Origin of the sequence: Clostridium sp. CS001 (assembly GCF_020443565.1) — a bacterium.
In the GTDB taxonomy this organism is placed as follows: domain Bacteria; phylum Bacillota; class Clostridia; order Clostridiales; family Clostridiaceae; genus Clostridium_AD.
This window is the reverse complement of sequence record NZ_JAIZZN010000009.1, coordinates 1-18,003: the sequence shown is the minus strand read 5'-3', so window position 1 is coordinate 18,003 and position 18,003 is coordinate 1. Positions and strand designations below refer to the sequence as shown.

19 protein-coding genes are annotated in these 18,003 nt (G+C 31.0%); 18 read left to right on the top strand and 1 reads right to left on the bottom strand.

All coding sequences use genetic code 11. From position 1 onward, the window contains the following. Positions 1–86 precede the first annotated feature (86 nt). The 6 genes from LGK97_RS08035 (at position 87) to LGK97_RS08010 (ending at position 4,663) form a co-directional block, all read left to right on the top strand. Positions 87–806: an EcsC family protein gene (locus LGK97_RS08035; RefSeq protein ID WP_226259241.1), complete on the top strand. Its 720-nt coding sequence runs from the start codon at positions 87–89 to the stop codon at positions 804–806. A gap of 104 nt (positions 807–910) precedes the next feature. Next, positions 911–1,708: a hypothetical protein gene (locus LGK97_RS08030; RefSeq protein ID WP_226259240.1), complete on the top strand. Its 798-nt coding sequence runs from the start codon at positions 911–913 to the stop codon at positions 1,706–1,708. Positions 1,709–1,759: 51 nt separating this feature from the next. Beyond that, positions 1,760–2,257, top strand: coding sequence for a GNAT family N-acetyltransferase (locus LGK97_RS08025; protein ID WP_226259239.1), 498 nt, complete (start codon positions 1,760–1,762; stop codon positions 2,255–2,257). An 84-nt stretch (positions 2,258–2,341) separates the two neighbouring features. Continuing rightward, positions 2,342–2,911: a histidine phosphatase family protein gene (locus LGK97_RS08020; RefSeq protein WP_226259238.1), complete on the top strand. Its 570-nt coding sequence runs from the start codon at positions 2,342–2,344 to the stop codon at positions 2,909–2,911. Positions 2,912–3,067: 156 nt separating this feature from the next. Further along, complete coding sequence (locus LGK97_RS08015) at positions 3,068–4,000, top strand: aminoglycoside phosphotransferase family protein (RefSeq protein WP_226259237.1); 933 nt, start codon at positions 3,068–3,070, stop codon at positions 3,998–4,000. Between the two features lie 156 nt (positions 4,001–4,156). After that, a complete protein-coding gene (locus LGK97_RS08010; protein ID WP_226259236.1) occupies positions 4,157–4,663 on the top strand; it encodes a GNAT family N-acetyltransferase in 507 nt (168 codons plus the stop codon). 292 nt (positions 4,664–4,955) lie between these two features. On the opposite strand, the gene tkt is transcribed toward LGK97_RS08010, so the two are convergent. Further along, positions 4,956–6,947: a transketolase gene (gene tkt, locus LGK97_RS08005; protein ID WP_226259235.1), complete on the bottom strand. Its 1,992-nt coding sequence runs from the start codon at positions 6,945–6,947 to the stop codon at positions 4,956–4,958. Positions 6,948–7,139: 192 nt separating this feature from the next. Here tkt and LGK97_RS08000 point away from each other — a divergent pair, with 192 nt between their 5' ends. The 12 genes from LGK97_RS08000 to LGK97_RS07945 all read left to right on the top strand — a co-directional run bounded on the left by LGK97_RS08000 (position 7,140) and on the right by LGK97_RS07945 (position 17,796). Further along, complete coding sequence (locus LGK97_RS08000; protein ID WP_226259234.1) at positions 7,140–7,346, top strand: hypothetical protein; 207 nt, start codon at positions 7,140–7,142, stop codon at positions 7,344–7,346. Positions 7,347–7,384: 38 nt separating this feature from the next. Next, positions 7,385–8,125, top strand: coding sequence for an elongation factor P 5-aminopentanone reductase (gene ymfI, locus LGK97_RS07995; protein WP_226259233.1), 741 nt, complete (start codon positions 7,385–7,387; stop codon positions 8,123–8,125). A 128-nt stretch (positions 8,126–8,253) separates the two neighbouring features. Beyond that, positions 8,254–9,738, top strand: coding sequence for a methyl-accepting chemotaxis protein (locus LGK97_RS07990; RefSeq protein WP_226259232.1), 1,485 nt, complete (start codon positions 8,254–8,256; stop codon positions 9,736–9,738). Positions 9,739–9,909: 171 nt separating this feature from the next. Next, positions 9,910–10,212, top strand: coding sequence for a hypothetical protein (locus LGK97_RS07985; protein ID WP_226259231.1), 303 nt, complete (start codon positions 9,910–9,912; stop codon positions 10,210–10,212). 201 nt (positions 10,213–10,413) lie between these two features. Next, positions 10,414–11,100 (top strand): response regulator transcription factor, encoded by a 687-nt coding sequence (locus LGK97_RS07980; RefSeq protein ID WP_226259230.1) that lies wholly within the window; start codon positions 10,414–10,416, stop codon positions 11,098–11,100. Beyond that, positions 11,093–12,484, top strand: a complete 1,392-nt coding sequence (locus LGK97_RS07975; protein ID WP_226259229.1) for a sensor histidine kinase — start codon at positions 11,093–11,095, stop codon at positions 12,482–12,484. Before LGK97_RS07980 ends, LGK97_RS07975 begins: the two co-directional genes overlap by 8 nt. A gap of 34 nt (positions 12,485–12,518) precedes the next feature. Next, on the top strand, positions 12,519–14,048 hold the full coding sequence (locus tag LGK97_RS07970; protein WP_226259228.1) for a hypothetical protein: 1,530 nt from the start codon (positions 12,519–12,521) through the stop codon (positions 14,046–14,048). Positions 14,049–14,062: 14 nt separating this feature from the next. Beyond that, complete coding sequence (locus LGK97_RS07965; protein ID WP_226259227.1) at positions 14,063–14,911, top strand: phosphatase PAP2 family protein; 849 nt, start codon at positions 14,063–14,065, stop codon at positions 14,909–14,911. 103 nt (positions 14,912–15,014) lie between these two features. Continuing rightward, a complete protein-coding gene (locus LGK97_RS07960; RefSeq protein ID WP_226259226.1) occupies positions 15,015–15,341 on the top strand; it encodes a DUF1904 domain-containing protein in 327 nt (108 codons plus the stop codon). A gap of 67 nt (positions 15,342–15,408) precedes the next feature. Then, entirely contained in the window at positions 15,409–15,546 is a 138-nt protein-coding gene (locus tag LGK97_RS07955; RefSeq protein ID WP_226259225.1) for a hypothetical protein, read from the top strand. 454 nt (positions 15,547–16,000) lie between these two features. Next, on the top strand, positions 16,001–17,407 hold the full coding sequence (gene cysS, locus LGK97_RS07950; RefSeq protein ID WP_226259224.1) for a cysteine--tRNA ligase: 1,407 nt from the start codon (positions 16,001–16,003) through the stop codon (positions 17,405–17,407). A gap of 104 nt (positions 17,408–17,511) precedes the next feature. Then, the gene (locus LGK97_RS07945) at positions 17,512–17,796 is read left to right on the top strand and encodes a hypothetical protein (protein ID WP_226259223.1); all 285 of its coding nucleotides are present in this window, start codon (positions 17,512–17,514) and stop codon (positions 17,794–17,796) included. Positions 17,797–18,003 lie beyond the last annotated feature (207 nt).

The window sequence follows — 18,003 nt, the reverse complement described above, 5'->3', positions numbered from 1 at the left end:
TGAATTTGGGTATTATATTAATCTAGCAGTTAGTTATAGCTTCAGAGAATCATTAATAGTAATAGTAATTTTGAAAGGAAACAAATATGAGTAATTATGAAGATAATGCACTAAAGGAATTAATGCTATGGAAAAAAAAGATGAAAAAGAGGCCTTCTTTTTCAAATGATATCACTAAGGGACTACAAAATAAGATGAATAATTTATTACCAGAGAAATTTCAAAATCTTATTAGTGATTCAATTAAGAATATGGTGAAGGTTGTATTGATTGGTTCGGAGTTTACTTCAAAACCGCCTGTTACAAATACCTGCCTAGAACAACGTGAAATATTAGTAAAGGACAGAACGGACTTTTATAGAAAAACTGCCACTGTTAGTGGTGCAGGTACTGGAGCAGCTGGTCTTATAGTGGGGCTTGCAGACTTTCCTATTCTTCTAAGCTTGAAAATAAAATTTTTATTTGAAGTAGCCAGTTACTATGGCTTTGATGTGAAGAATTACAAAGAGAGATTATATATTTTATACGTTTTTCAATTAGCTTTTTCAAGTGATAAAAGAAAAGTTGAAATTTATGAACAAGTTTTAAATTGGGATGAGTACGTAAAAGATTTGCCTGAGGATGTAAATTCTTTTGATTGGAAGACTTTTGAACGAGAATACAGGGATTATATAGATTTAGCAAAGATGCTACAACTTGTTCCTGGAATTGGTATGGTAGTTGGTGCATATGCTAACTATAAATTAATGAATAAACTTTCAGAAACAGCAATCAATGCTTATAGACTAAGGGTTTTTAAATATTAAAGTTATATGTATAGTTGTAAGAAAAAGGTTAAGTAAGAAATTTTTTATTTGCAGGTAAAGTTAATGATTTTTAGAAAAATAATATATTATTCTGGGGGGTATAAATGAATAATGAGGAAAAAAATAAGTTCCTAGCAAAGCAAGTAATTTCATTGAGTAAAGTTAATGAATTACACAAACAATTAAAGGACATAGATGGATCATTATCAAAACTTTATCCAATAACAATTGTAGAAGATGATACTTTCTTTGTCTTTGATTTAGATGTAACTGGTGAAAAATATGAATTTAAATTAGAGTACCCAACGCCAATGCAAATCTCAAAAGGAGTTTTAGCAGCATTCCAACTTGAATTTTATAATATGAAGTCATCTGCAATAGTATCAGATGATGTATTTGATAGCCTTGAGGGGTATGTGTTTATTTTCCATGAATTTGTACACTGTTTTCAATGTGAAAACTGCGAGAGTGAGCTTAGAGAAACTTTAGAAATAGAGAGAAAGTCAAGAAAAGAAAATAATTTCATGTGGGAAATAAATTATTCATTCCCTTATGAAAATCCTATTTTCATTGAAAAAACAATGGAATTAGATAATTATTTCAATACAAGAGACTATAATAGAGTTTCAAATTATCATAAGGAAATAAGAGGATATTTAAACAAAATTGATTTTGAATATATGGTATGGCAAGAGTGGAAGGAAGGATTTGCAAGATATATAGAAAATCTTATAAGAGATAGGTTAGGTATTAATAGAAATACAAATAAATTGCAGAAACCATTTGATAGAGTTTGCTTTTATGAGATAGGAAGTAAATATATAGACTTATTAATTGATGTAAATGCAGAGTTAAAATATAACATAAAGGATTTATATTATAAGATGGCTAACTTAGGTTAGAGGCAGATTTCAACTAATATATAAATACAAATAAAGTAGGAGGATATGTATATGCTAGAAACTGAGCGTCTTAACATAATCGATGCAACAGAAGCAGATATTGAAACTATTATTAATTTGGAAAGGCATAAAGATAATCGTGATTTCATATGGATTGGCACATATGAGGAACATAAAGCTGAAATTGAGGATAAAAATCATTTGATTTTTGTATTTAGACGAAAAGAAGACAATTTAATAGTTGGATTTGCATTAATTAGACTAGATTTTAAATCTGAAATCTTTGAACTTCGAAGAATTGCTATTTCTCACAAAGGAATAGGATATGGCAAGGAAGTCATGGCTGCATTATTAAAATATGCCTTTGAAGATATGAAGATGAATAGATTCTGGTTGGATGTATATCCCGATAATGTTATAGGGATTAAGCTTTATGAAGGACTTGGAATGCATCGTGATGGAATACTTAGGCAAAATTATAAGTCTAACAGAGGTTATTTAGATCAAATAATATATTCAATGTTAAAAAGCGAATATGTTCAAAAGTAATTAGGAGTTATTACATGTATATAAGGAAAAAATATAGTGGTTTGTCCAAATATTATTTCAAGATCAAAAATAGGAGATGGTTTTGTGAGTATTTTTTTACTAAGACATGGAGAAACAGATTGGAATACTATTGATAGGTGTCAAGGGCACACAGATATTCCACTAAATGAAACAGGAAAAAAGAGGATTGAGCAAGTTGCTTTTATCTTCAAAAGAAGTATTGGCGATATTAACTATATTGTATCTAGCCCCCTATCTCGTGCCAATGAGAGTGCGGTGATTTTTTCAAAGAGCATTGGTTACAAAGGAGAAATAGTAATTGATGAATTATTTATCGAGAGATTTTTTGGTTTAGCGGAAGGGTTGTTAGTAGAGGAGATTAAATTTAAGTTTCCAAACTTAGACGTCCCTGAAATGGAGTCAGAAAAGGATGTTTTTTCAAGAGTAATACAAGCCTTAAATTACTACGATAGCATGTATTCTGATGTAAATATACTAATTGTAACACATGGTGCGGTGTTAAAGACATTAGTAGATAATCAAACAACTTGCTGTGGGGAAGATATCAACATAGTAAAATCTGTACCAGGTGGACTATTTAAACTAGATTTAAGAAATGGAGGGTATCAGATTAAAGAAATTAAGGTTCTATAAGGTGAAACTATGGAAATATTAATAACTGAGAGGTTAATATTATTAATAATTCATATTTTTTATATCTTGCGTCAAAACGGTAATTGAAGGCGCCTTAACACAAGTTATTGGTTAAGATAAATCTTTAAACTTAAATATAGAAAATCGAGGTGAAATATGGATGATTTATGGGAACGTTCAATACCATTTTATAATATTGGGATTAAGGAAATAACAGATATATTCAAGCAATATGATAAGCATTTTAAAATATTAGGCTTTATGACAATAAATGTTGGTTGTAGAAATAGCAATTATAAAATACATACAAACAAAGGATTTTTTTTATTGAGGATTTGTCCATTAAATGATTCAAGTTATAAGAAAGAAAAAATCATTAATGAATTATTTTATGGGTTCTTAAAAATCCCTAAATTATTTTTTATATCTGAAAACAACATAACTCAAAGAATATGTTTGATGTATGAATATATAAACGGAAATTCAATGCAAGAAATGTTGACACAAAGAGGTAAACTTGAAGATGGTATTATTATGCAAGTGGCAGAAAGTGCTGCATATATACATAACTTTGATGTTGTAAATAATGGTGAATTTAATAATGACTATCCTCCTTTTTTGACATGGTATGATTTGTTTCTTGAAAAAGATATTGTTACTGAACGTATTGGGAATGACCTTAAAGAACGAGTTAAGAAACTTATATCGGATAAACAAAGTAATTTAAATGTAATTGATAAGTATATCAGTTTTATTCACTCAGATTTTCGTCCAGCAAATATGATTGTTGATAAAGATAACAAAGTTTGGATTGTTGATTGGGAGTTTTCAGGATTTGGTCATAGTTTGGCGGATATAGGTCAATTTTTTCGGTATTTTAATTGCTTTGAACTAACACAAATTAAAATATTTGAGGTCGTATATAACAGTTTTGCTAAAAGAACTTTGCCATCTGACTGGTATGGATTAAGTAAACTTCGTGACTTGGTAAATCCATTGCAAATGCTCGGAGCAAAAGAAAATCTCCCACAAAAATATACTGATTTGAAAAACATTATTTTAGATTCATTAGTTTTGTTTGGTTATTAACGAATAATTAAAAAAAATTATTTAAAGAATATGATTGAGTAAGACGCATTATTCTAATTAAGCGTCATAAACAATAATAACTTGTGTAGTTTTTATTTGTGACTTATTTTCTTAATGAGGATAATTTATTTTTAAGTATCTGAAAGGAGTTAGCGTATGTATAAAATTCGTTATGCAAATGTAGATGATGCTGCAATATTAGGAGAAATTCACTCGAGATCCTGGAAAGTAGCATATAAAGGTATTGTTCCTGAAGAGATATTAAATAATATATCTTCAGAAAAAAGACAGAAATATTTTGAAAAAGCATTATCAGAGGGTTGGGAAGAAGATGCTATAATTTTCAAAGGTTGTATGGCAGTTGGACTAATATGTATTGGCAAGTGTAGAGATGAGGATAAAGATAATTCTTATGGTGAAATATGGGGTATATATTTGTTGCCAGAGTATTTTAATAAGGGCATAGGTTTTGAATTAATAAACTGGGGGATTAGTGAATTAACAAACAGAAAATATAAAAAAGTTAGTCTTTGGGTACTTGAAGGAAATGTACATGCACGAGGATTTTACGAAAAAGTAGGATTCACTCATGATGGTACTGTAAAAGAGATTACTATTGGAAAAGAATTAAAAGAATATCGGTATGTAAAGGTTATTGTATAGGATTTTTATATAGAGGAATATAAATTGAGAAAATATTTGGGGAAACTGAGGTTAAGGAAAGACAAGTAATTGGCAGTATACCAATAAATGAAGTAATGAATATCCATGATGAAATTATTAAGGCAATTAACAACGGAGTGCTAGAATAACTTTATGACAAAGGTATCTTTTAGATATTAAGGCATTATCAACTAAATAAAAGAAAAAAGATCATCTACTCAATAATCTGATTAAATGATCTTTTACTAAATATAAACTTGCCACTTGCCACCTGGGTGGCACCATGTTTTAATTATTTCCCAAGCAATTTAAGTGCTTTAGCAACAACATTTTCTGTTGTAAATCCAAATTCTTTGAATAGTGCTTCTGCAGGTGCTGAAGCTCCAAATCTATCAATACAGATTGTGTCTCCGTCTAGGCCAACGTATTTATGCCAACCGAATGAAGAACCAGCTTCAACTGCTAATCTAGTTCGTACAGAAGACGGTAAAATAGATTCTTTATATTCTTTTGATTGTGTTTCAAATATATCGATACAAGGCATACTTACTACTCTAGCTTTTATACCCTGCTGATTTAATAACTTAGCTCCTTCATAAATAAATTCTACTTCAGAACCAGAAGCCATTAAGATAATATCTGGGTTTTTGCCTTGCTCTTCGTAAGTTTTAAGTACATAGGCACCTTTTAAAGCTTCTGTTGAAGTCTCTTCGTATAGAGGAAGATTTTGTCTTGTAAGTATTAATGCTGTAGGTGTTGATTTTGAAGTCATTGCAGCATACCACCCAGCAGCTGTTTCTTTGGAATCAGCTGGTCTAAATACATTAAAGTTTGGTAGACTTCTTAGTGATGCAAGGTGTTCAATTGGTTCATGAGTAGGGCCATCTTCACCTACTGCAATACTATCGTGAGTTAAAACATAAACTACTGGAAGGTTCATTAGAGAAGATAATCTCATTGCACCTTTCATATAATCAGCAAATACAAAGAAAGTTGAAACAAATATCTTAAGACCACCGTGTACATAGATTCCATTTGCTATAGCGGCCATTGCATGTTCTCTTACTCCAAAATGAAGATTGGATCCAGTTCTATCTTCCATAGAAAAGTCACCACGGCCCTTCATGTATGTTTTATTAGATGGTGCAAGGTCTGCTGAACCACCAACAAGGCTTGGTACATGCTTTGCTAATATATTTATTATGTCTCCAGATGAGCTTCTTGTTGCAGCTTTGCCTTCAAACTTCCACATTTCTGGAAGGTCAAGTAAGTCTACAGAAAGCTCTCCACTTTGCCATGCTTCATATTCCTTAGCAAGCTGTGGATTCTTTTGGCTATATTGTGCATAAAGTGTGTTCCATGCTGCTTCTTTTTCACCAAGAGCAGATGTTATATTTTCCATATGTTTAGTTACTTCAGTTGGAACTGTAAATGGATCAAGGTTCCAGCCTAGGCAATTTTTCATTTCAACTATGTTAGCTTCTCCAAGGGCTTCACCGTGTGCTGAAGCAGTACCTTGTTTTTTAGCACAGCTAAATCCTATAATAGTTTTAATTTCAATAAGTGAAGGTTTGTTTAATTCAAGCTTCGCAGTTTCAATAGCTTTACTTATTGCTTCCATGTCATTACCATCTTCTACACGTAAAACTTGCCATCCATAAGCATCAAATCTTTTAGCTACATCTTCTCTAAAAGCAATGTTTGTATCTCCCTCTATTGTTATATTGTTTGAATCGTACATTAAAATAAGTTTTCCAAGGCCTAAAGTACCTGCAAGAGATGCAGCTTCACCAGATATACCTTCCATAAGGCAACCATCACCTGATATAGCATAAGTATAATGATCTACAATTGCATGTTCTTTTGTATTAAATTTTGCCGCAAGATGAGTTTCTGCTATAGCCATACCCACTGCATTAGCAATTCCTTGGCCTAAAGGACCTGTAGTAACTTCAACACCGTTTGTATGACCATACTCAGGATGGCCAGGTGTTAAACTTCCAAGTTGTCTGAAGTTTTTTAAATCTTCCATAGTTAGACCATATCCAAAAAGGCTAAGTAGTGAGTATTCAAGCATTGAACCATGACCAGCAGACAGTACAAATCTATCTCTATCCTGCCATTTTGAGTTTTTAGGATTATGTTTCATATGTTTTGCCCATAAAGTGTAAGCCATTGGTGCTGCTCCTAGTGGAAGTCCCGGATGGCCTGATTTTGCTTTTTCTATTGCGTCAGCAGATAAAAGTCTTATGGTATCTACGGTTAATTGATCAATTTTATTCATTTATTGTTCCTCCTTGTGTTATAAAAGTATATTTTAAGCTTTTTAATATCTCTGTTAAAGTACATAATATATTATGCTCAATTATATTATATAGTATTATTACTATATGGGCTATAAATAGCTTGAACTTAAGAAGAATTTTTGTTGATATTATTAAAAAAGATTCTAATTGCATGATATTTAGATATTAATATGGTTTTTTATTGTAATAGAATGGCTGAAATTGCTTTTGTTGCATTGATAAGGATATTGTTTTATTATATAAGTTATGAAGCACAAGAAGTATCCACGCCTTTATGTTCACAAGATAAGGAACTCATTGAAGAATTAAAATCAGAGGGATATACCTCTTGGGCTGAGTGGGAAGAGGATTATTTATATTATATTGAAGGAAAATAAAATATAAAGGATAATTATTATAGATGGGAGATGTATATATGAATTTAAAAGGTAAAGTAGCCATAGTTACAGGGGCATCTAGAGGCATTGGAAAAGGTATAGCTATAGCACTAGCAAAAGCTGGAGCTTGCGTTGTAATAAATTATAAAAGCAATGATGAGGCAGCAGAAGAGGCCCTTAAAGAGATTAGAGAGCTTGGAGCTTATGCCATGAAAATCAAAGGTGATGTAAGTGATTATGAATTTTCAAAGCAGATGATAAAAACTACTGTTGAAAAATTAGGTAAAATAGATATATTGATAAATAATGCAGGAATATCAAAGGTAGGACTGTTTATGGATGCAGTGCCACAAGAATGGGACAGTGTTTTAAATGTAAATCTCATGGGTACAATTAATTGTTCCCATAATGCAGTAAAGGAAATGATTAAACAAAAAAATGGAAGTATAATAAATATATCTTCAATGTGGGGGAATGTAGGTGCTTCTTGTGAGGTAATTTACTCAGCTTCCAAGGGGGCAATTAACTCTTTTACAAAGGCTTTAGCAAAAGAACTAGCACCTAGCAACATTAGAGTTAACGCTATAGCACCAGGTGTCATAGATACAGAAATGAATAAATGGTTAAGTGCTGAGGACCGCAAATCGCTGGTAGATGAAATACCCATGATGAAATTTGGAGAGGTTGATGATATAGGTAATCTTGTAACCTTTTTGGTTAGCGAAAATTCAAAATACATTACAGGGCAAGTTATAACAATAGATGGGGGAATGCAATAGCAGTTTCAACATAAGTTAAAATTAAATTCAATTGAAAATAATAGGTAAATATAGTATGATTTATCTATATATACTATACATAAGATATTTTTGTAGGTAAATAAAAACATTATGAAGGAGAGTCACGTATGCAGGACGGAAAAGAAATCACTAGTAGAAATAAAAAAACCTTGAAGTTTAATATTATAGCAATATGGATATCTACTATTGTGTTAACATTACAAACGGTAATGGCACAAGGCAAAGAACCGGGTATTGAAGTTTTAATTGTAACTGGAATATCTTCAATAATTGCAAGTGTTATTTATACATTAAAGATCAATTTTAGAATTAAGGGGCTGCTAGTAAGTTTATCTCCATTCTTTGGGTGTTTATATTTAGCTCATTTACAAGGAGGATTAGGGTCTGGATTTCTAATATATAATGCTTGTCTATTATTAGCAGCGCTATACAGTGATATTATTTTGTTATGTATTTATGGATTTATTTTAGATGGTTCATTGATTTTAATGTACTTTATTTCGAAAGATTCGGTGCTTGGAGCTAACATGGTAGCTACAGATTTTATAAGCAGTCTAGCTATAATAAACATAAGCATATTTTTACTATGTTTGCTTACAAAATGGAGTTCCGAGTTAATTAAAGAAAGCTTAGAAAAAGAGAAAAAAACTTTGGAGTTATTAAGTAAATTAGAAAATACCATGGGTGGTATAGATAAAAGTACAGGGGTTTTGAATAGCAGCATAGAAAAATGCAATTCAAATATAAATGTGGTAAAAGAAATAAGCAAAGATGTAGTTGCCGCAGTTAATGAAATGACAAACGGAATAAATATGCAAGCAGATAATGTTAACAACATAAGTCAAACAATAATTAATACAGGAAAGACTGTTGAGCAAAGCACAGAAATTTCGCAGAAGATAGTAAGTATTTCAGAAATGGTAAATAATGATGTTACAGAAGGATCACATCAAATTGAAGAAATGAATAAACAAATGGTTATTATTAAAGATACTGTGAAATCTTCCTTAGATACAGTAATTACTCTTGAAAAGCAAATGGGTGATATAGATGTATTTTTAACAGGAATAAAAAATATAGCTAAGCAGACAAATCTATTAGCTTTAAATGCTTCAATAGAAGCTTCAAGGGCAGGAGAAGCAGGGAAAGGATTCTCAGTTGTAGCTAATGAAGTTGCTAAATTAGCAGAGCAAAGTAATAATACTGTTGAAGATATTTATCAAGTTATAAAAAATACAAGTACAACCACCGCTTTAGCACTAAAAGAAGCTCAAAAGGGTAATGAGGCAGTAAATATTGGCGATAATGTAGCTCAGAAGATTTACCATACATTTGAAGATTTAGCTAGGGTATTTAAAGAGTTAAATTCCAATATTTCAAAGCAAAATCATGTTATAAATAATGTTAAAGATACATTTATTGTTGTTGATACAGAGGTTCAAAACATAGCTGCTGTATCTGAAGAATATGCAGCAACTACAGAACAAATCTTATCGGTAATAAATCAGCAAAACCTTAAGGTATCTGAAGTTGTGCGAGAAATTCAGGAGATTAACAATATAAGTAGCGAACTAAACAAGATGATAAAGTAGAAATCCAAAAAAATCAGCAGTGATAGTTAATAAATCATTAACACTTTCTTAAAGGATAATTAATATTAAATTCAATTTATATGATATAATTAGTTTACTATTTAGAAAAGAAATTATATAAAGTGAAAGAAGGACAATAATATCATGGAATATGCAAAGGGAAGAAATACGATGTCAAAATTATTAAGATCAGCTTTATCAATTGGTACATTCATTCTTTTAGTAATAGCAATACCTTATATAGCTATTTTTATTTTTAAGGCATTGTTTGCAATTGCAGTATTTGGAGTTTTAGTGTGGGGTGGTTTTAAACTAGTAAAGGGTGCAAAAAACATTATGTACAAGTTAAGCACAAAGAAAAATACTAGGGTACAAGCTGATATGTTTAGTAGTAGCCCAGATACTTCAGATTCAATTGATATTAATTATGAAGACAGTGTTATTATTGACGTGGATTATGAAAATTTAGGATAAGCTATTTAAATAGGTATTTTTATAAATAATATTTCAAAAACCAATCTTTAACTTAGATTGGTTTTTTATTTTTTAGATTTTAAAGATTAGGTTATAATACTTTAGAAAGCTCTTATAACTTGTAGCAATATTTGATATAATTTTAGTTATATATAAATAAGTATTTAGTATTTAGGATCAATGCAAATGGGAAGGTGCGGTATGAGCAAAATATTAATAGTAGAAGATGAAGAATCTATTAGAAAGTTTATTAAAATAAGTTTAAAAAGAGAAAAGTTTGAAGTTTTTGAAGCCGCCTCAGCAGAGGAAGGTTTGCAAAGAATATTGCAAGAAACACCAGATGTAGTTATATTGGATATTATGCTTCCAGGCATGAATGGATTTAAGTTTTGCGAAAAGTTAAAAAAACAATATGAGAATATTGGAATAATTATATTGACAGCTAGAGGACAAGATATGGATAAGATTATGGGATTGGAATTTGGCGCAGATGATTATATGGTTAAGCCATTTAATCCACTAGAACTTACAGCGCGGATAAATTCACTTTTAAGGCGAATGAAGCATGTAAACAAAGAAGAAACAAATTTTATTCATTCTAAAGATTTTAGAATAGATAAGTACTCAAAGAAGGTTTTTAAAAATGAAGTAGAATTAGACTTAACTCCAAAAGAATTTTTGCTTATGAAAATGTTTATTCAAAACCCAGGTAAGGCACTTAGTAGGGATGAACTTTTAAATGTTGTTTGGGGATACGAATTTATAGGGGACACTAAAATAGTGGATGTGAATATTAGAAGACTTAGAAGCAAAATAGAAAAAGATTCATCAAACCCTAAGTATATAGAGACAGTGTGGGGGACAGGATACAGATGGGGTGATGTTTAAAGTGAAAACTATAAGAACAAAGCTGGCTGGTAGCTATCTATTGGTAATATTAATTACAGTTATAATTGTAGAAGGATTTTTAATAGCATCTACTAGAAAATACTGTTACAGAAGTTTAGAATCAAATTTGTCTAATCAGATAAAGTTATCTAGCAGCTTTTATAATACATACCTATCATCAGCAAGTGTAAAAGAAAATGTAGCCAACAATGTAGATGTATTTTATGAGAATATTACTGCAGAAGTTCAAATTATAGATTTAAAAGGATTTGTAATTATGGATTCATTAGGTGTAATGCCAAAGGAGATAGTAAGTAGTAAGGATTTTAAATCAGCACTAGAGGGTAACATTGGGAGCATAATTGATAGACAAGAACATGAAAATGAAGGAGTTATGACAGTAGCATATCCATTATTATATAATGGAGAAATAAATGGAGCATTAAGGTTTATTACTTCAATCAAAGGAATTGATGAAGATATTTACCAAATATCTAGGTTTTTCTTGATTATTGGTGGAATTGTTATTATACTATCGGGAATAGTAAGTTTTTTTATTTCTAATATTATCACAAACCCTATAAAAAAAATCATGATAGGTGCGCAGAAGATGGCTAGTGGAAACTTCAATGAGAAAATAAGTATAGGTTCAGAGGATGAACTTGGACAATTAGCAAGAACATTAAATTATATGACCGAGGAAATATTAAAGAGTGAAAGACTTAAAAATGAATTTATTGCCTCTGTTTCACATGAGCTTAGAACTCCATTAACATCAATTAAGGGATGGTCTATTATCTTAAATTCTAGTGAAGTGGAAGATGAAGAAGAACTTAAAGAGGGGCTTGAAATTATACAGCAAGAAGCTGATAGGTTAACTTTCCTAGTTGAGGATTTGCTAGATTTCTCTAAATTATCATCAGGAAAGGTATCCATAAAAAAGGATTATGTTGACCTAAGGGATATGTTAATGAACATTAAAACGCAGACGTTGCCAAGAACCTTAAAAGGAAATATAAAACTTACGCTATACCTAGAGGAAGACTTGCCAAGAGTATTTGTAGATAAAAATAGGTTGAAGCAAGTTTTACTAAATATTTTAGATAATTCCTTCAAATTTACGCCAAGTGGAGGAAACATCAGTATAAGGGTAAATCTTAAAGATAATGATGTTATTATTCAAATAATAGATACAGGATGTGGTATAGAAGAAGATGAATTACCAAAAGTAAAAGAACGATTTTTTAAGGGGAGAAATGCTAATTCCAAAAACGGTATAGGACTCTCTATATGTGATGAAATTATAAAACTTCATCAGGGAAGTCTTGAAATTAGAAGTCTAGTTAACGAAGGTACGGAGGTTTCTATAATTCTCCCTATATAAAAACTTGTTATTTTGCTAAATAAGGAGAAAAAAGATGAAAAAAATATTATCGTTATTTGTTTTATTAATAATATTTATGAATTTAACAGCCTGTAATGATATTGATTTATCAACAACCACCAGAGTAAATCCACCTAGAGTAGAAATTCCAATAGAGGGCGCTTGGAAGATAGAAAAGTATGCTTTTTCGGCTATGGCTGAAATGACTGAAGAAGATGCAAATGAGCTGATTGGGCAAGAAGCTTATTTTCAAGAACAAAAGGTTGTTCTACCAGATGACAATTGCGAAAAACCTGAGTTTAAGATTAAAAGTGTGGATACAAGTACATATTTATATAGCAATTATAAATCTTTTATGGAAAGCTTAGGTATAAGTCAAAAGGAAATTAAGGTTATTACCATCACTTCAAATAAGAATTATTTTAGGGATATTATAAAGCTTGATGATAACATGATAGTAATAATTAAAGAAGGAGTATTTTTCTTTCTATCAAAGCAAACAGATGAAAACAAAACGGGTATTCAAGATACTAAAAATAAAAAAAATTTACATGGTGTTAAGCTAAAACCATATATGAAAAAAGACCAATCTGGCCTGTTACTAGGGTTAAAGTATTATAAAGCGGTTGATTACAAACTACCTTACATAAATGGCAATAATCCCATATTAGAGCCAGCATATAGGACGCTATGGATTAGTTATGATGGGTCAATTAAGGAAGTATCAGAGCTGCAATTTTTGCTTGTTCCAAGAAGAACTGGATTTTGGAAACTTGACACTAAAAGAGAAATTACTAATAATTACGGGGTAGACTCCTTCCTTGCAGCTCCCATTGGAAAGGAAAAGAAATGGGAAGATATTAAAATTAAATATATGGGAAAGGTAGGTTTTTATGATTTCAAAAGTATTAATTTTGTAGGGAATGATTATGTTTGTTATGAAAGGGAACGTCAAGATGGTGCAATAGGTGAAATGAAATCAAATGCATCCAAGGAATTAGAAGTAGTTCCACTTGATACTATATATGCAGGGTCAGAAGTTCCAATTGTTGCATCAAAAATATTAGGTGAAAAGGGCATGGAGTCTTTGAATGCTGGTGCAAGTTCATACTTAAGAACTATTTCAGAGAGTGATAGAAGTTCATTAAATAATACTCCTACACCAACGAACTTTGGAGTTTTTAGAAGAAATGGAAAGTGGCTATTGCATGGAAGATTAAACTATTTAAATTTATCTGAGAAGATTAATTATGTTGACTTTAATGTTCCCATAACGGCACCTGAAAACTTAATAAACTACGATTCACTATTTCCATCTTGGGAGGTTATAAAGCAAAAGGTTCCAAATGCTATAGATGGATATACCTCCCCTAATAGGGATATTGCTGTGGTGTTAACAAATTCAAAGTTATTGGTTTATACTATAAGGGATAATGTTTTAACAAATACTCCAATAAGCGAGTTTGAACTTAAAAATTCAGAAGTAGCTGTTATGGCACAATGGGCACTAGACGAATATGTTAGCATTTGGTCGGAGGAGGTAAAGAAGCTTGAAGTCAAATAAGGGGGGGGAGTAGCGTGCAGATAGAAATTATTAAATTTATACAATCTATGATATCTCCATTTTGGGATATAGTCTTTCAAATAGTTACAATAACAGGGGAAGAGCCTTTCTACATTCTTGTAGCTGCTATAGTGTTTTGGTGTGTGAATAAAAAGTTTGGGTATAAATTAGGCTTTGCACTATTGACAAGCACAATTATAAACTCTGCTATTAAAGATGCAATGAACGTACAAAGGCCTATAGGAACACCTGGTATACGCTCTTTAAGGGTGGAAACTGCAACGGGACAATCCTTCCCGAGTGGACATACTCAAGGTGCAACAACACTTTGGATTTCTACCATTATTCAGGTAAGAAAAAGATGGATGTTTGTAATTGGAATCGTAGCAATTATCTTAGTAGGATGCTCTAGGTTATATCTAGGAGTGCATTGGCCAACAGATGTTATCGGCGGAATAGTAATTGGAAGCCTATGGGTATTTATTTCTAATTATATTTTTGATTATGCCGAGGCAACGCAAAAAACATGGATATTGATGATAGTCGTTGTGCCTATGCTTATTGGGATGATATTTTTCCGGGAAAAAACCTATTATACTATAGCAGGAACAGTATTTGCCTTCTTTATTGGGTATATGGTAGAGTCAAAATATGTGCAATATGATGTTAGAGCTACTAAGCTAAAGCAACTATTAAAGTTAGTATTTGGACTTGGCATTCTTGTAATATTAAAAGGTGAATTAAAGCGAATTCTCCCTATTAGCATAGTGGCAGACTTTTTTAGATATTTTTTAATTGGACTATGGATTACAGTAGGAGCGCCTTACATCTTCAAAAAAGTTATAAGGCAGAGTGAAGTGTAGTGGCCTTAGAAAATAGCTAGTTTGTGTTATAAAATATTTAAGAAACAAGTGAAATCAATCGGTGTACAAGTAGTACACTAGATATTATAAGGAGTTGATAAATATGCCACAATTAAAGCTGCGAGGTGTGGAAGTAAAGGATATTTGCAAGATAAGCGGGGATATGGTACAAGAAATGCAAGAACTTCTTGAGTGTCCAAAGAATTATTTCACTTTAGAGTGCATTAATTCTACATTCATTATGGATGGTGAAATAGTAAAAACATGTCCAATCATAGAGGTTGCTTGGTTTGATAGAGGTCAAGAAGTTCAAGATGCTATGGCAAAAATAATTACAAAGCATATTCACTCAGCTGGATACAAAGATGTGGATGTAATATTTTCAGTGCTTGAAGAAAGCAAATACTATGAAAATGGAGAACATTTTTAACTAAATAGCATATATTTTTTAAAATAGCAAAACCTATAAGCATCATATAAATAAGGGAGATGGTTTTATGCCTAAAGATAGCCAACCAGATAATAAATTTGCTAGGTTAGTTAAAAGTAACTATGATACTCCTATAACTAGAGAAACTGCAAAAAATAAAAATGCTACAACTAAAAAACAATCTGCTGACAGATCAAACAAGTAAAGAATTAAGTTGAAATGAGAGCAAATAAACCTTAGTTTATTTGCTCTCATTTTTATAAAATAAAAATTGTAGAATAAGAAATAAAAAATATTCATATAATTTATTGCATTATTTTAATAGTATGTTAGAATTTATATATATAATTAATAAACCTTTTAAATAAGGGAATACGGGGGGCCTGTAAAATGTGTAGTTGCTGTTGCAGTTGTTGTAAAACTTTATCTAATGTTTATTTAATATGTATTGGGTCCTGCGGATATTATTGTTAAGATAATGAATTTTAAATTTGTAATGGTTAATCGCAGATAAATAATCTGCGATTCTTTATACTTTAAAGTTTAAAGCTGCAGAAAGACTGTAGCTTTTTATATTTTTACATCAAAGACTGAATTATTAATAAAAGTTTTAATAGAGTGGTTAATACTATTTTATTATTTAAGAAGGAGTGAGTGTATTGAGTTTTTATGTTTATAATACTATGACAAGAAGTAAAGATGAGTTTGTACCTTATAAAGAAGGAAAGGTAGGCATGTACACTTGTGGACCTACAGTTTATAACTATGCACACATAGGAAATTTAAGGACATATATATTTGAAGATATACTTAAAAAATCTTTGGAATATGTAAATTATAAAGTTAAGCATGTAATGAATGTTACCGATGTAGGACATCTTCAATCAGATGGAGATGAAGGCGAAGATAAGATGGCACTGGGAGCAAGTCGCGAACACAAAACTGTTTGGGAAATTGCTAAATTTTATGAAGATGCTTTTTTTGAAGATTGTAAAAAACTTAACATAAAAAGACCAACCATTGTATGTAGAGCCACAGATCATATACAAGAAATGATAGATTTTATAAAGGTACTTGAAGAAAAAGGTTATACTTATGTTTCTAATGGAAATGTATATTTTGAAATTGAAAAGTTTGAAGATTACACTAAACTTGCAAATATCAATATAGAGGAACTTGAAGCAGGAAGTAGAATAGAAGTAGATCCTAATAAGAAAAACCCACTTGATTTTGTATTATGGTTTACAAATTCTAAGTTTTCTAATCAAATTATGCAGTGGGAATCACCTTGGGGAAGAGGATTTCCAGGTTGGCATTTAGAATGTTCTGCAATGTCTGTTAAATATATTGGTGAATACTTGGACATTCACTGTGGAGGAATAGATCATATTGCTATACACCACACTAACGAAATAGCCCAATCTGAAGGAGCATTTGGACATAAATGGGTAAAGTATTGGATGCATGGAGAATTCTTAGTATTAGATAATGGTAAGATGTCAAAGTCTACTGGAGATTTCTTGACAATATCAAGATTAGAAGAGGAAGGTTATAGTCCTCTTGACTATAGATACTTCTGCCTTCAATCTAAATATAGAAAACAGTTGTTATTTAGTTTCGACAACTTAAATGATGCTAAAAATGGCTACAAAAAACTTAAAGAAAGAATAGCTGTTATTTTAACATCAGTAAATAATGACGATATAATTAATTCTGAAAAGATCGCACAATACAAAGAAGAATTTGTATCATTTATCAGTGATGATTTAAATATAGCAAATGCCTTCACTGTACTCTTTGATGTTTTAAAAGATTCACAGCTTAATAATAAAGAAAAAGTTATACTTATAGAAGATTTTGATAAGGTATTCTCATTAGATCTTATGAAAGCTCCAAAGCAAGCTACGAATGTAGATGAGGCTCTTATAAACAGACTTATAATCGAAAGAGCAGAGGCGAGAGAAAGTAAGAACTGGGCAAGAGCAGATGAGATAAGAAATGAATTTATTGCTATGAATATTGAACTTCTTGATACTAAGGAAGGAACAACTTGGAAAGTTAAGTAAGTATTAATTAATAAAGCGCCTATGAGTAGGTGCTTTATTTCAGTTGAATTTTCTAGTGATTTAGGGATATGAAAGTACACTAGGAATAAAGGGGAGATGATAGAATGGCAAGATTTGTATTGATAATCACAGCTATATGTACTGCAGTAACCGCTATAACTTATTTAATTCACAGGTTCTTAGGTAAGAAAAAATATATAAAGTATGTACCAGCAGTTATTTTTATGGTTGCGGGAATATATAATATGTACATGATTAGAACTAACCCAGGTGAAGGGTTCGAAGATATGGTAAAAGCCTTATATTTAGTTGTAAATTTTGCTTGTTTCATAAGTGTAGTAGTAACTGCTTTGTTTATTGATTTTATTGCACCTAAATTAAAGAAGTAGAATTGTATAAATATATAATTTTTAATATTTGCTAGGTGATAATGTGGATATGTTTATGAATGTAGATAGAATTGTGTGAACAAATCTATCTACATTTTTTATTGTGCGCCCAGCATGGGCGCAATCTAAAGGGTGAAAGTCCCTAGCACGGGTTAATAGTGCCAAGTGCATAGCTTAAGACAAGGGTGTCCATGGTGACGTGGAATC

What these genes read in the sequence shown, in the direction of transcription:
- LGK97_RS08035 (WP_226259241.1), top strand. Translation starts at nt 87, where the DNA reads ATGAGTAATTATGAAGATAATGCACTAAAGGAATTAATGCTATGGAAA.
- LGK97_RS08030 (WP_226259240.1), top strand. Translation starts at nt 911, where the DNA reads ATGAATAATGAGGAAAAAAATAAGTTCCTAGCAAAGCAAGTAATTTCA.
- LGK97_RS08025 (WP_226259239.1), top strand. Translation starts at nt 1,760, where the DNA reads ATGCTAGAAACTGAGCGTCTTAACATAATCGATGCAACAGAAGCAGAT.
- LGK97_RS08015 (WP_226259237.1), top strand. Translation starts at nt 3,068, where the DNA reads ATGGATGATTTATGGGAACGTTCAATACCATTTTATAATATTGGGATT.
- LGK97_RS08010 (WP_226259236.1), top strand. Translation starts at nt 4,157, where the DNA reads ATGTATAAAATTCGTTATGCAAATGTAGATGATGCTGCAATATTAGGA.
- tkt (WP_226259235.1), bottom strand. Translation starts at nt 6,947, where the DNA reads ATGAATAAAATTGATCAATTAACCGTAGATACCATAAGACTTTTATCT.
- LGK97_RS08000 (WP_226259234.1), top strand. Translation starts at nt 7,140, where the DNA reads ATGGTTTTTTATTGTAATAGAATGGCTGAAATTGCTTTTGTTGCATTG.
- ymfI (WP_226259233.1), top strand. Translation starts at nt 7,385, where the DNA reads ATGAATTTAAAAGGTAAAGTAGCCATAGTTACAGGGGCATCTAGAGGC.
- LGK97_RS07990 (WP_226259232.1), top strand. Translation starts at nt 8,254, where the DNA reads ATGCAGGACGGAAAAGAAATCACTAGTAGAAATAAAAAAACCTTGAAG.
- LGK97_RS07985 (WP_226259231.1), top strand. Translation starts at nt 9,910, where the DNA reads ATGTCAAAATTATTAAGATCAGCTTTATCAATTGGTACATTCATTCTT.
- LGK97_RS07980 (WP_226259230.1), top strand. Translation starts at nt 10,414, where the DNA reads ATGAGCAAAATATTAATAGTAGAAGATGAAGAATCTATTAGAAAGTTT.
- LGK97_RS07975 (WP_226259229.1), top strand. Translation starts at nt 11,093, where the DNA reads ATGTTTAAAGTGAAAACTATAAGAACAAAGCTGGCTGGTAGCTATCTA.
- LGK97_RS07970 (WP_226259228.1), top strand. Translation starts at nt 12,519, where the DNA reads ATGAAAAAAATATTATCGTTATTTGTTTTATTAATAATATTTATGAAT.
- LGK97_RS07960 (WP_226259226.1), top strand. Translation starts at nt 15,015, where the DNA reads ATGCCACAATTAAAGCTGCGAGGTGTGGAAGTAAAGGATATTTGCAAG.
- LGK97_RS07955 (WP_226259225.1), top strand. Translation starts at nt 15,409, where the DNA reads ATGCCTAAAGATAGCCAACCAGATAATAAATTTGCTAGGTTAGTTAAA.
- LGK97_RS07945 (WP_226259223.1), top strand. Translation starts at nt 17,512, where the DNA reads ATGGCAAGATTTGTATTGATAATCACAGCTATATGTACTGCAGTAACC.